This is a genomic window from Methylomonas sp. ZR1 (genome assembly GCF_013141865.1).
GTDB lineage: Bacteria > Pseudomonadota > Gammaproteobacteria > Methylococcales > Methylomonadaceae > Methylomonas.
In genome coordinates this window covers 3230827-3244475 of record NZ_RCST01000001.1, presented here as the reverse complement: position 1 = coordinate 3244475, position 13649 = coordinate 3230827, and the positions used below count along the sequence as shown (strand labels likewise).

Sequence of the window (13649 nt, the reverse complement as noted above, 5' to 3'; positions counted from 1 at the left end):
GTGACTATTTCAAGGCGTAGAAGGCCGTAGCGGATTTCGCATGGATCGGGCGGTTGCGGATGATGGCCTGATCTATGGTCTAATACCTCGACAACTTTTTTGCCGGTTTAGATTTAGCAAGTAATGATTTATGACCAATAACCCCGCCCTGCAAACCCTGCGTAGCGTGTTCGGCTACGACAGTTTTCGCGGCCAGCAGCAACAGATTATCGAACAATTGATCGGCGGCCGGGATGTGTTGGTATTGATGCCGACCGGCGGCGGCAAGTCCTTGTGCTATCAGATTCCGGCCCTGGTGATGGACGGCGTCGGCATCGTCATTTCGCCGCTGATTGCGCTGATGCAAGATCAGGTCAGCGCCTTGCATCAAGTGGGCGTGCGAGCGGCCTATTTAAATTCGACGCTGGCGCTGGAGCAGGTGCGCGAGATCGAACAGAAGTTGCAGAACGGCGAGTTGGATTTGCTGTACATTGCCCCTGAGCGCTTATCCAACGCCAGAACCCAGGCCTTGTTCGCCCGCTGCAAGATCGCTTTGTTTGCCATCGACGAGGCGCATTGCGTATCGCAATGGGGCCACGATTTTCGCGCCGATTATTTGTTGTTGTCGGTGTTGCACGAACAGTTTCCGCAAGTACCGCGCATCGCTTTAACCGCCACAGCGGACGAGCGTACCCGCCAGGAAATCATTACCCGGCTGGCGCTGGAACAGGCTCAGGTGTTCGTCAGCGGTTTCGACCGGCCGAATATTCGCTATCGGATCATTCAAAAAGACAATGCCCGTCAGCAATTATTGACCTTTATCCGCAGCGAACACCCCGGCGACACCGGCATCGTTTATTGCTTGTCGCGTAAAAAAGTCGAGGAAACCGCCGAGTGGCTGAACGGTAAGGGCTTGAAAGCCCTGCCGTATCATGCCGGCATGGAGCATAGAGAGCGGCAGAAGAATCAACATCAGTTTTTGATGGAAGACGGTTTGATCATCGTCGCCACCATTGCTTTTGGCATGGGCATAGACAAGCCTAACGTGCGCTTCGTGGCGCATCTGGACTTGCCGAAAAGCGTGGAAGCCTATTATCAAGAGACGGGCCGGGCCGGCCGCGACGGCCTGCCGGCCAACGCCTGGATGGCTTACGGCTTGCAGGACGTATTGACGCTAAGGCAAATGCTCGGTTCATCCAATGCCGACGAGGCGCACAAGCGGATTGAATTGCACAAACTGGATGCGATGCTGGCCTTGTGCGAAATGGTCAGTTGCCGGCGGCAGGCGCTGCTTGGCTACTTTGGTGACGTTCTGGAGCAGGGCTGCGGCAATTGCGATACTTGCCTGGAGCCGGTGGAAACCTGGGATGGCAGCGTTGCCGCGCAGCAAGCCTTGTCGTGCATCTATCGCACCGGCCAGCGTTTTGGCGTGACCTATTTGATTGATGTGTTGCTGGGCAAAAGCGACGACCGGATGCGCCAGTTCGGCCATGACAAGCAGTCCACCTTCGGGATCGGTAAAGCGCTGGACGAAAAACAATGGCGCTCGGTGTTTCGGCAATTGGTCGCCAAGTCTTTGGTGGAAATCGATTTCGAAGGTCACGGTAGTTTGAAATTGACCGACGCCTGCCGGCCGGTGTTGCGGGGTGAGCAAACTTTGATGTTGCGCAAGGATGCGCAGATCGCCAAGACCCGCCGCGAAAAACCCGAAAAACGCCAACCGGGTGGCGCGGCGGACAGCGCCTTGTGGAATGCTTTGCGAGCCAAACGCAAAGAATTGGCCGACGAGCAGGACGTGCCGCCCTATGTGATTTTTCACGATGCGACTTTGATGGCGATGGTCGATGCCCGGCCGCGCGATCATCAGCAACTGAGCATGTTGTCCGGCATCGGCCAGCGCAAGCTGGAGCTATACGGCGATGAGTTTTTGGCGGTGTTAGCCCAATTCGACGACGAGCCGCCGGTGTCAGCCACCGACACGGTTGCGGAAAGTCTGGATTTATTCAGATTGGGCTATAGCGTCGAGCAAGTGGCGAAACAGCGTGGCCTGAGCGAGGACACGATTTACAATCACATGGCCAAAAGTCTGGAACTGGGGCTGGTGGCGCTGGGCGATGTGTTGAGCTTGTCGCCGGCGGAAGTCAGTGAAATCGAAGCGGTGTTGTTAAGCTTGCCGGAAGAACAACGCAATGCCTTGAAGCCGGTCTACGAGCAACTGGGCGGCGCTTACAGTTACGGCGTGTTGCGTTGTGTCAGAGCGGCTTTACAGCAGCAGCTTGGTTGAGTTTGTCGTGCGTGAAGCGGTAATCAGTCTTAAGGCAATGATCCAGCCACTTTTGCAGGAAATAGTTTAAGCGCCATTTGTAGTTTCTGATTTCCACTAGACTGCCGGGATCTTGGTAAACCTTATCGACTGTCGGCCGGTCAATGTCGCGCAGCACTTCCGCCAATTGCGCATCCAGATAAATCCGAATTTTCACCGCCGGCACGATGTGCTCTGACAGTTGTTGGTCGAAGCAATGGCTAAGTTCTATCGTCAAGGTGTAGGGGTTACGCTCCAGCACTCGCAGATACAGCGCCGGTTTGTTTTGAGTCAGGCCGACGGCGGTTTTATCAAAAGAGCGCAGATTCGGAATCAGCCTGAACAACTTCTGATAATTGGATTCGCAGATCTTTTCCAGGCAGAGTGCGGTGTTGACCGGTTGCACCAAGCTCATGCTTAGTCTTCCCGATAGCAAGCATTGGCGCTGGCGGTTTCCCACAACACCACTTGATCGACATTAAAGCCTTGTTGTTTGACGTGCTGGTAAATCATCTTACTCAGTACTTCGGCGGTGGGATGTTCGTCGATTGCCAAAAACTGTTCGTGGTTGGCGACCAGGGCCGGGATGATAGGGTCGTCTTTATGCAGTAAAAAGTTGTGATCCAGCACTTTATTGATAAAGCCATCCACGCAGTCTTTCACGTCGGAAAAATCGCAGACCATGCCTTGGTCGTTTAGGCTGTTTTGTTTGATGGAGATGCTGGCTTTGACGCTGTGGCCGTGCAAGTTGCGGCACTTGCCCGGATGGTTCATCAGGCGGTGGCCGTAGCAAAAATAAACTTCTTTGGTGATGATATACATAGCGTGCTACGTCCTTGTCAGGAGCGGGTGTTGTCCTTAATTGCCTTTAATGCTTTTGATTGATGCGGCTATTTCAAAGCTGCCGTCGCCTTGTTTGACGCTACGCACCACTTCGATGAAGGCCGTCATCGGTGGGGTGATTTGGGTTTTCGGCATGATGCTGACTTCCATGGCTAAACCGACATCGAACGGCCGGTTGGCAATAAACGATACGCCGGCGCCGCTCAGCGTTGTGCATTTACCGGTACTGACCTCGCTGGAATCGGCCAGCTTATAGGTAATGTCACAGTCCACATCCATACGGATGTAATCGCGTTTTTCATCATGATTCAGCATTGGCTTCCCCCGATTCGGATTGGCAGTGGTTGGGTAAAAAATCAGTCGCAGGGAGTTTACTATAAAAATCCGTGGCTCTGGTTAGGAAATAGTGGCTCATATCGCCCGAATCAGCGGATTTTTTGGGCGGGCTGTGACGCAGTTGGCATCCAGGCAATTGCCAGGTTCGGCGGTTTTATTGCCTGACTATCCCAGGCTATTTGTGTAAAATTCCGCCACTTTTTCATTACAGACAGCGCAGGCAGCAGCATGAGTAAATCCATTGTCCTTACCGGTATCACCACCACCGGCACGCCGCATCTTGGCAATTACGCCGGGGCGATCCGGCCGGCGATCAATGCCAGCAAAGACGAGCAGGTCAGACCGTTTTATTTTCTGGCCGACTACCATGCGCTGATCAAATGCAACGAGCCTGCCAGGGTCAAGCAATCCAGCCTGGAAATCGCCGCGACCTGGCTGGCGCTGGGATTGGATACCTCCAACGCGGTGTTTTACCGCCAGTCCGATGTGCCGGAAATTCTGGAACTGACCTGGATGCTGACTTGCGTGACCGCCAAGGGCTTGATGAATCGCGCCCATGCTTATAAAGCCGCCGTCGCCGAAAACGAAGAAACCGAAGGCAACGATCCGGACAAAGGCATCACGATGGGCTTGTTCAGTTACCCCATCCTGATGGCCGCCGATATTTTGATGTTCAACGCCAACAAGGTGCCGGTGGGCAAGGATCAAATCCAGCATATCGAAATGGCCCGCGACATCGCCAGCCGCTTTAACCATATTTACGGTGAACATTTTGTCTTGCCGGAAGCGGTGCTGGACGACAACGCCGCTACCTTGCTAGGCCTGGATGGCCGCAAGATGAGCAAAAGCTACAACAACACCATCCCGTTGTTCGAGCCGGAAAAGAAACTGCGGAAACTGATCAACAAGATCAAAACCAACTCGCTGGAACCGGGCGAACCCAAGGATACGGAAGGTTGCACCTTGTTTGGTATCTATCAGGCCTTTGCCAATCACCACGAAGTCGAAGCGATCCGCCAACGCTACGCCGAAGGCATAGGCTGGGGCGAGATGAAGCAGGTGTTGTTCGAGAAAATCAACGATGAAATCGCCCCGGCTCGCGAGCGTTACGAAGCCTTAATGGAAGCGCCGGAGCATATCGAGCAGCAATTGCAGGAAGGCGCCGAGAAAGCCCGTGCCATCACCCGGCCGTTTATCAATACCTTGCGGGAAGCGGTGGGGATTTCCAGATTGGCGATATAACCGCGCTAAGCCTTTAGAGACGCAAAAACCTTGCGTCTCTAGTTCACTCCCAATGTGGTTTGTCTATAGCCATATTGACTAATACTTGCTCAAGGATGATCGTGTCCCATGTCCATCATCGCTATCTACGTTATCAAGCTGCTGTTGTTGCCGCCAACCTCTTTGGCGATGCTGGCGCTGGTTGGCTTGCTTTTGCGCAAGCGTAAATGGGGAAAGAACATGGCGATAGTCTGTCTGGCACTGTTGTGGTTATTGAGTTTGCCGATTGTGGTTAAGCACTGGGCCATGCTCTGGGAAAGGGTTCCGCCTCTTTCTACCGAAGCCGTGCAGCAATTTAAACCGCAGGTCTTGGTGGTGATAGGAGGCGGCATCGAAACGTCAGCGCCGGAATATCCTGGGCAGGTTACTTTACATGTCAGAACCTTGCTGCGTGTGCGCTATGCTGCCAAGTTGGCCGGGGAGCTGGGTTTGCCGATTTTGGCTTCCGGGGGCGGTATGCTGGAGCCGGATGAAATTCCCGAAGCGGATTTGATGGCGCAAACCTTGGAGAGCGAGTTTAAAACTCCAGTGGCCTGGCGGGAGCCGCGCAGCAGCAATACTGCCGAAAATGCCCGTTTCAGTCGCGAGCTGTTGAATGAGTTAGGTATTAATAAGATTGTCCTGGTCACCCAGGCCTACCACATGCCGCGCGCTGCCTTGGAGTTTCGCAAAGCCGGTTTTGAGGTATTGCCGGCGCCGACGGCCTTTATCGGCCATGCAGGCAAATCCCGCTGGCCGGATTGGTTGCCGTCGCCGACCGCATGGTCCAACAGCTTCTTGCTGGCCCACGAGATGGTTGGTATGTGGTGGTATCGAATTCGTTACTGATATAACTCCGCTTCACTTGGCCCGTTCCGCAACGACGCGGCCGCCGGGCTATTGGCTATAATGGCCGTCCGCTTTCTTACCTGATGCCGTCATGCCCAAATCCTCCACCAAGGAAGGTCTCCGCCGCGCCGCGGACGCACCGCCATTACCCGCCAACCCCTGGCGTTTCATCCTGTTTTGCTTAAAGCCGTTCCGCTGGCTGTTGCTGTTGATGCTGATACTGGAAACCGGCCAAGCCGCCGGCAGCATTTTGGTGCCGTACGCGGTTAAGGCGCTGATGGACGCGGTTGCTAGTCAGCCCGTGCCGGTTGTTGATTGGCTGGAGACTTTCAAGCAACCCTTGCTATTGCTCGCCGGCCTGAATCTGGCTGAAATCATTTTCAGCCGTAGTAGCGGCGCGGTGCTGATCATCATGGGTCCGCGCTTGCGGCAAGGCACGGCGCGGTCTTTGTTTGCTTATCTGCAAAACCACGCGCCGCGCTATTTTGGTAATCATTTCGCCGGCGCGCTGGCGCATCGCATCAGCGAAACGGCGATGAGCGTCAATCACACCACTTGGTCCATCATCTGCGATTTTTGGCCGATAGCCGTGACCTTTTCAGTGTCGGTGACGCTATTGCTGGGCGTGCATCAGGGCTTGGGCTTGTTCGTGGCGTCCTGGGTGTTGATGTACGTGTTGATCTCCTATTGGCTGGCGACTCGCTGCCAACCCTACGCGCAGGATTTTGCCGCGACCCGCAGCATGGTCAATGGCAAGATCGTCGATGCGGTCACTAATATTCTCAATGCCAAGCTGTTTGCCCGCTTGCCGCACGAACGTGAGTATCTCGACGGGTTTTTGGCTACCGAATTAAAAAGCGCCCGCCGCACCTTTTGGTATATGGAGCGGGTACGCTGGTTTCAATTTACCGCAGCGGCCATATTAAAAATTGGCACTATCGGCTACGCCTTGCAACTGTGGCAGGCCGGGGAAATCAGCGTCGGTGCGTTTGCGATGAGTACCGGCTTAGCGATTTTGGTGATCGGCGACGCCCGCAATTTGAGCCGGCGCTTTCTGGAGTTTTTCGAGTATGTCGGCAACGTTGCTAACGGCGTGGATACCATCATCCAAAGCCACGAAATCATCGACGTACCGGACGCCAAACCCCTGCAAATCAGCCAGGGCCGGATCGAGTTTAAGGATGTGTGCTTCAGCTACGAACCGGGGCGACAAGTGTTCGACCGTCTGAATGTGGTGATCGAGCCGGGGCAGCGGGTGGGCTTGGTTGGCTTCTCCGGTTCCGGCAAATCCACCTTTGTGAACTTGATCCTGCGCAACTTCGAGGCGCAAGCCGGTCAGATTCTGGTCGACGGCCAGGATATTTTATTGGCGACCCAGGATTCCCTGCATGCGCAAATCAGCCTGATACCGCAAGATCCCAGTCTGTTCCACCGTAGCCTGAAGGAAAATATCGGTTACGGCAAACTGGATGCCGACGACGCGCAGATCAGCTTCGCCGCCAAACTGGCGCACGCCGAGGAGTTCATAGAGGCGATGCCGGAAGGCTACGAGTCGCTGGTCGGCGAGCGCGGTGTGAAACTGTCCGGCGGCCAGCGCCAGCGCATCGCCATCGCCCGGGTGATGCTGAAAGACGCCCCCATCCTGATCCTGGACGAAGCCACCTCCAGCCTGGACTCGGTCACCGAAAAAACCATCCAGGAAAACCTGGAGCGGGTCATGGGCCGCAAAACCGTCATCGCCATCGCCCACCGTCTCTCTACCATCGCGCATTTGGATAGGGTGTTAGTGTTCGATCAAGGCCGGATTGTCGAGGATGGCAGTCATCAGGAATTGCTGGATAAGCAGGGCTTTTACTATCGACTATGGACCATGCAGGCTGGCGGGTTTTTGCCGGATGAGGTGGTTTAGTTGATTGAAATTGGAAATCAAAAGGGTGGGCTATGCTGTTCTGTCCACCGTTTCATCGGTGTGAGGTTAGTTCCGCGTGGGCACAGAAGGCGTGCCCAACCTACAAGGCTTTAGCGCCTAGAAGCCAAGTGTCAGGGATGGTATAGTTTTCTCTAAGTTTATGGGGGTCGTATTTTTCACCGCCACTTGGAATGTTAAATTTCCACTCACACTAAAAAATCAATCATTTGAGCGCAAACAGTAAGAGTTATACGATACATGCGCCCGTTTATTTGACAACTGATGTCATAGGCTACGTTAGGGATCACGTTCATACATCATGACAACTGCCACAACAGCACTGGACGAATTGATTAGCTTCTTGAATGAGCATGTTGCGCGACTCATTGCTGCATCTGAAATTGATGCTGCGGGGCAATTGGACCTGAGGGATGAAATTGCCCGCCAGCAACTAAGCCGCACAGCAGAACTAGTGCGCGGAGCGGCTGCATTGGGTGCTACCCATAATGCTGCTTGCTTAGGCATTATGGGGCGCTGTCTACTTGAGCAACTGATCACAGTCCTGTGGGCTATCCGTTCGATTGAAAATGCTCAAGAACATCAGAGCTCGGCAACTGCAGAACTCGCCAAAGCGCTCAAGATCAACCTGAAGGCCGGAACGGCAAAAATCAAGAACAGGCATACAGGAGAAGACGCTACCGCAGAGTTTCTAGAAACCGAGCAAATGAAAAACATTCCCAAACGGAGGAGCGTAAAAGAGTTAGCCAGGGAAGCTGAGGTTTCGGATTTGTACACAGTCTTCTATCGGTTCATGTCACTAGAGACGCATGGCCATCATGACGTGTCTACGGAAGCCTCAGATCCAATCTCTCTATGCGAAATGCATCTCCAAAGCATTGGTGCTATCAGCCGAGCAATTGGGCAGGCCTGCGTTTGGTGGCTTTTGCATCGGAGCGGGCCAGACAATGAATCCATACGTGATGTTTTGGGGCTCAATAGCAAGTAGCCTCGATGGAATCGAGGTTTCGAAGGCCAATATCCTGCAATTGCCAATATGTGTTTGGTGGTCGGTAAGCCGACGCCCTCGATTCCGCTGACGCTGCATCGAGGCTACAATGGCTCATCGCTACGAAAAGCTAATCTAACAAACAACAAAAACCTTATCCGTGATTCCGCACATATCGATACGTCTTGCTATTCCGGCCGATGCAAAAGCCATTGGTCAAATTCGTGTGGCGGCTTGGCGCGCTGCTTACCAGCCATTCATGCCGCCGGACTTCTTGGCGTCATTAGATCCTTACGCAAACCTGGGCGCACTAACAGAACGGTTAACTAATCCAACAAGAGAGTTCATGGTGTTCGTCGCCGAGGACGAAGGCAATACGGTTGGCTTTTCAATTATCGGCGCACCTCGTTATCCGACACAGGAACTGACTGTTGAACTTTGGGCGCTCAATGTGTCGCCTGCCCATTGGCGCCAAGGATTAGGGAGAAAACTCGTTGATCATTCAGTGGCGGAATCATTCAATTTAGGTTTTGCCGGCATCGAGCTGTGGTGCATCAAAGGCAATTCCCCAGCCGAAGCTGCGTATGCGGGTTGTGGTTTTACACTCACCGATAAAGAGCGCACATCGTCGGCGTTGACGGGACATCCATTGCACGAAGTTCTTTACTCAAAGATACTCTAAGATCACTTCGAAATGGATGTGACAGTAAAGTAACCGTCCAGGCTGCTATCTAAAACAAGTAGCCTCAATGAAATCCAGGTTTCGAAGGTTATTTCCTCCCAATTGCGAACAAGAGTTTGGCGGTCGGTAAGCCGACGCCCTCTTTCAGGGCTGTGGATGTGTTGAACAGCGTGCAGCGCATCGTTCGTGATTGCTCAGGGTTGGAAATTCGGTATGAGCTAAGCGATATTTCTGGTCGTCTTGGCTGGTAGGATTCATTCCGGTAGGTCGGGATAGGCATAAGCCGCAACCCGACCTAGTCATCTTTTATGCCTCAGCCGGCGCGTTCAGTCCTTTGATAATATCTAACACCGCCTGTGCATGCCCTTCATGGTTGACGCCATACATGGCTTCGATCAGTTTGCCGTCTTTGCCGATGATGAAGGTCGAGCGGACGATTTTCCATTTTTTCACCCCGTCTTTTTCCACTTCCTGCCAGACGCCGTAAGCTTCGCACAGGTCGCCGGAGGTGTCGGCCAGCAGTTGTACGTTCAGGCCGTATTTGGCGATGAAGTCGCGGTGGCTTTGGCAATCGTCTTTACTGACGCCGATGATCACGGTGTCCTGGGCGTCGAATTCGCCGGCCAGCGCGGTAAAGTCGTTGGCTTCAATGGTGCAGCCGGGGGTGTCGTCTTTGGGATAGAAGTACAACACCACATTTTTGTCCTCTTGGTAATCGGACAGGTAAATGAGTTTGTTGTCTTGATTGGCGGATCTAAAAAAGGGCGCTTCCTGGTTTTTTTGTAATTGTGACATGCGATTCTCCTCTTGATTTCGGCCGAATAAGCTCCGGCACTTGGGCTGTCGGCGGCGTTTTGCGGCGCCAGGTTTTCACGACGCTGGGTCGTTGAAACTGAAAGGCTTTCTCAGAAAAGGCTACTTGAACGGATTATGACCCAGGATCACGGCGGCATCTACCACAAAAGTGTTGGGATAAAGCTTAATCCTTGCAGTTAAGCCATTCGCGTTGAGCACTGCCCAACCGCGAGCTGCTTTTTCCGATATGGCGCTAAACTGCGTTGATTGTAGAATTTGATGCGAGCGCTCTGCCAGTGTTCATTAACCGATCAAGCTAGGAAAAAAACATGCGAATTTTATTAGTCGAAGATGACGCCGCATTGGGGGACGGCTTGTCGCGAACCCTGAGCGATTGGGGCTTCGACACCACGCTGGCCAAGACGGGGAGTTACGCAGGTAGCGCGCTGATGACGCAACCCTACGATCTGGTGATTCTGGATTTGGGCCTGCCTGACATCGACGGACGGGAGGTATTGCGGCAGTTACGGGCGCGCAAATCGGTGATCCCGGTGTTGATATTGACCGCCCGCGATGCGCTGAACGATAGGGTTAGCGGTCTGGAACTGGGCGCCGACGATTACATGACCAAACCCTTCGAACTGCGGGAGTTGGAAGCCAGGGTCAGGGCGTTGTTGCGCCGCAGTCACGGCGGCTTTAATCATGACATTCGTTTCGGGGCATTGACTTTGGATACCCGCAATCAGCAGATCAGCGCCAACGACATGCCGATGGCGCTGCCGCCGCGGGAATATGGCGTATTGGAGGCCTTGCTGTTGAGCAGCGGCCGGGTGGTCAGCAAGGACAATATTGCGCAACGGCTGGCGGCCCATGCCGAGGAACTGGCCGACAATGCCATCGAAGTGTATGTGCATAGGCTGCGCAAGCGTCTGGAACCCTTGGGGATCAATATCAGAACCCTACGCGGGCTGGGTTATCTGCTGGAGAAAAGTCAGGATGAATAAACCGCAAAGTCTTAGGGCCCAGCTGCTTTCCAAGCTGACTTTGCCCCTGCTTTTCGTGGTATTGCTGGATGCCGCTGCTTCTTATTTCGTGGCGATGCACTATACCGATCTGGCCTACGACCGCTGGTTGCTGGATTCGGTGAAGTCGTTGACGCAAGAGGTGCATGCCCAACAAAACCACGTCACTTTCGAATTGCCGCCCATCGCTGTCGAAGTATTTCGTTGGGACGACGTCGATAAAACCTTTTTTAAAGTGGAGTCGCAAGCAGAGGGCTTCATGGCCGGCGACGCCGACTTGCCCAGTCCAGCGATTAACACGTTAACCAGTAATGAACCGTTTTTTTCGAACGGCGAGATAGCCGGCCACGAAGTGCGGATTGTTTCGGTGCTGACCACGCCGACGCCAAGCTCGGAGCACGTGTTGGTGTCGGTGGCGGAAACTCTGAACAAGCGCCGCAGCATGATGACCGAGATTTTGCTGGCCGTGGTTTTGCCGCAATTTCTGCTGCTGTTCATCACTGGCTTTCATGTCTGGACCGGCGTCAATCGCGGACTTAAGTCCTTGAACGATCTTGCCGCGCACCTTTCCGAGCGTTCGGCAAGAGACTTCAACCCCATTCTGGATGCCGACGTGCCCTTGGAAGTACGCTCGCTGACGCATACCATCAACGATTTATTGCAACGGCTGGGTTCGACCTTAATCACCCAACAGCGTTTCATCGAAAATGCCGCGCATCAATTACGTACACCGCTGGCCGGTCTAAAATTACAGGCCGAGCGTGCTCTCGGTGCCGACAACCCGGAAGCGATGAAAGCGGCGCTTGGACATATCAAAAATGCCGCCGACCGCGTTGCTCATCTCAGTACGCAATTGCTGGTTCTCGCCCGGTCGGAATCGGTGTCGCACAGTGCTCCGGAATTCAAACCGGTCGATTTGGTCAAGCTGGCGCGGGAATCGTGTATGGATTGGGTGACCAGGGCTTTGGATCGGAATATTGAACTGGGATTCGACGCGCCGGATGCCGCCGTGATGGTCGCCGGTGACGCGGTCTTGTTGCGCGAATTGCTCAGCAATCTGTTGGACAATGCGATTTGCTACGGCAACAGCGGCGGGCATATCAATGTTGGCGTTCGGGCCTTGCCGCATGTGGCGCTGATTGTCGAGGACGACGGTCCCGGCATTTCGATTATCGAGCAGGAGAAGATTTTCGAACGCTTTTATCGAATCCAGGGCAGCCAAGGGGAGGGGTGCGGTTTGGGTCTGGCCATCGTCAAAGAAATTGCCGATTTGCATGCGGCACGGGTCACGGTAGTCAGTGGCGGCCAGGGTAGGCAGGGTACTCGCTTCGAGATTGTTTTTAATGCTGACGAAAGTGTATTAAATAGTTAGCAGATGCTTTTGGGATAGCCAGCCGTTCTTTGAAAGGTTGATGAAAGGTTAAGCCTTTAATTTAGCCTCACCATCAACTCAATAAGGAATGTGCGTGCCATGCCCAACAAACTGCTTTTAGAAAACAAAGCTTGGTCTCAACAACTGGTAAGCAGAAATCCGGACTATTTCCTCAATTTGGCCAAGGAGCAACGTCCCGAGTTTTTATGGATAGGTTGCGCCGACAGCCGGGTGCCGGCGGAGACCGTGGTCAACGCCCAGCCGGGAGAAATTTTTGTGCACCGCAACATCGCCAACCAAGTCGTTACCACCGACTTTAATTGCCTCAGCGTGTTGCAGTACGCGATTGAAGTGCTGAAGGTCAAACATGTGATTGTCTGCGGCCATTACGGTTGCGGCGGCGTTAAAGCGGCATTGCAAGCGCAAAATGTCGATTTGGCGATCACCAATAAGTGGCTGATGCACATCAAGGATGTCTATCGTCTGCATATGGACGAGTTGGATCATATCAATCCGGAGAAGCAGCTCGACCGGATGGTTGAGTTGAACATTATCGAACAGGTGTATCGCCTGGCGCATACCTCCATCATCCAATCGGCCTGGAAACAGGGCCATAAACCAACCTTGCGCGGCTGGGTGTATGGGCTTGACGATGGCTTGATTGAAGAGCTGATCAAGCTCGACCATAACACCCCAATCAACCCCATTTACCGTTACGCGGCTTGATTACGGCTGCTTTTTAAACAAAAAACCAGCGTTTGCAATGGCTAACTGATAGGAAGAATGGCAACGGTGTTGCTATTAAGATAGCGATTCGCTATCTTAATGACGTGTGAAGGGGCATTTTCAAAAATCAAAACTGGGTCAGGCCAGATAACAACAGGAGCCGCAATTCATGTTTATTCCATTAGCTTCGGGAAAAAGCGCTGCACGGATAAGTGCCGCGTATTTAATCAGCGTTAGTTTGCTGATGTCCGCTTGTGCAACTAGGGAAGATGCCGAGTATCCCCATGCTGTTGGTGTGAAGACTGTCTTATCCACTGTGGCGTCATCCACAACGGCCGCTGACAGCACATCTTCGACGCCGCAAGTTAACGCACTTGCCGCAACGCTTACTCCGCATTCCGACGATATGCTGCAATCCTTTGAGCGAGCGTCGATGAAGATGGATCAATTGCATCGGCAAAAGGGCGAATGGAGTTTCTAACTTTTTTACTCCCTCGTACCTTTGCCGAATCAGGGAGTTGGTGAAGAGTGATTGTAAAAACAGCACATTGCATTAGAAAACATTGTG

At 53.4% G+C, this 13649-nt stretch carries 14 protein-coding genes; 10 read left to right on the top strand and 4 right to left on the bottom strand.

The features are described from left to right. The first annotated feature begins 130 nt into the window (after positions 1-130). Entirely contained in the window at positions 131-2263 is a 2133-nt protein-coding gene (gene recQ, locus DDY07_RS14625) for a DNA helicase RecQ (RefSeq protein ID WP_171696397.1), read from the top strand. Here recQ and DDY07_RS14620 read toward each other — a convergent pair. From DDY07_RS14620 to DDY07_RS14610, 3 genes are read right to left on the bottom strand one after another with little or no spacing between them, the layout of a single operon-like run. Further along, positions 2232-2696 (bottom strand): DUF1249 domain-containing protein, encoded by a 465-nt coding sequence (locus tag DDY07_RS14620; protein WP_171696396.1) that lies wholly within the window; start codon positions 2694-2696, stop codon positions 2232-2234. The genes recQ and DDY07_RS14620 overlap by 32 nt on opposite strands. 2 nt (positions 2697-2698) lie before the next feature. Next, a complete protein-coding gene (locus DDY07_RS14615; RefSeq protein ID WP_033157091.1) occupies positions 2699-3103 on the bottom strand; it encodes a 6-carboxytetrahydropterin synthase in 405 nt (134 codons plus the stop codon). A gap of 36 nt (positions 3104-3139) precedes the next feature. Beyond that, positions 3140-3439 (bottom strand): PilZ domain-containing protein, encoded by a 300-nt coding sequence (locus tag DDY07_RS14610; RefSeq protein ID WP_033157090.1) that lies wholly within the window; start codon positions 3437-3439, stop codon positions 3140-3142. A 249-nt stretch (positions 3440-3688) separates the two neighbouring features. Here DDY07_RS14610 and DDY07_RS14605 point away from each other — a divergent pair, with 249 nt between their 5' ends. From DDY07_RS14605 to DDY07_RS24150, 5 genes are all read left to right on the top strand, one after another. Next, a complete protein-coding gene (locus tag DDY07_RS14605; RefSeq protein ID WP_033157089.1) occupies positions 3689-4702 on the top strand; it encodes a tryptophan--tRNA ligase in 1014 nt (337 codons plus the stop codon). Between the two features lie 108 nt (positions 4703-4810). Further along, positions 4811-5569 carry a YdcF family protein gene (locus tag DDY07_RS14600; protein ID WP_171696395.1) on the top strand — a complete coding sequence of 253 codons (759 nt, stop codon included), beginning with the start codon at positions 4811-4813 and terminating at the stop codon, positions 5567-5569. Between the two features lie 91 nt (positions 5570-5660). Next, entirely contained in the window at positions 5661-7478 is a 1818-nt protein-coding gene (locus DDY07_RS14595) for an ABC transporter ATP-binding protein (protein ID WP_171696394.1), read from the top strand. A gap of 319 nt (positions 7479-7797) precedes the next feature. Next, on the top strand, positions 7798-8484 hold the full coding sequence (locus DDY07_RS14590; RefSeq protein ID WP_216614758.1) for a DUF5677 domain-containing protein: 687 nt from the start codon (positions 7798-7800) through the stop codon (positions 8482-8484). 160 nt (positions 8485-8644) lie between these two features. Next, a complete protein-coding gene (locus DDY07_RS24150; protein ID WP_171696393.1) occupies positions 8645-9166 on the top strand; it encodes a GNAT family N-acetyltransferase in 522 nt (173 codons plus the stop codon). 306 nt (positions 9167-9472) lie between these two features. Here the strand turns inward: DDY07_RS24150 and DDY07_RS14580 are convergent, their stop codons facing one another. Then, positions 9473-9961 (bottom strand): peroxiredoxin, encoded by a 489-nt coding sequence (locus tag DDY07_RS14580; RefSeq protein ID WP_033157086.1) that lies wholly within the window; start codon positions 9959-9961, stop codon positions 9473-9475. Between the two features lie 329 nt (positions 9962-10290). Between DDY07_RS14580 and DDY07_RS14575 the strand changes: the two genes are divergently transcribed. The 4 genes from DDY07_RS14575 to DDY07_RS14560 all read left to right on the top strand — a co-directional run bounded on the left by DDY07_RS14575 (position 10291) and on the right by DDY07_RS14560 (position 13562). Continuing rightward, positions 10291-10965, top strand: a complete 675-nt coding sequence (locus DDY07_RS14575) for a response regulator transcription factor (protein ID WP_171696392.1) — start codon at positions 10291-10293, stop codon at positions 10963-10965. Continuing rightward, on the top strand, positions 10958-12355 hold the full coding sequence (locus DDY07_RS14570) for a sensor histidine kinase (protein ID WP_171696391.1): 1398 nt from the start codon (positions 10958-10960) through the stop codon (positions 12353-12355). Before DDY07_RS14575 ends, DDY07_RS14570 begins: the two co-directional genes overlap by 8 nt. 99 nt (positions 12356-12454) lie before the next feature. Next, on the top strand, positions 12455-13081 hold the full coding sequence (gene can, locus DDY07_RS14565; RefSeq protein WP_171696390.1) for a carbonate dehydratase: 627 nt from the start codon (positions 12455-12457) through the stop codon (positions 13079-13081). Positions 13082-13250: 169 nt separating this feature from the next. Then, positions 13251-13562 (top strand): hypothetical protein, encoded by a 312-nt coding sequence (locus tag DDY07_RS14560; protein ID WP_033157079.1) that lies wholly within the window; start codon positions 13251-13253, stop codon positions 13560-13562. Positions 13563-13649: the final 87 nt, after the last annotated feature.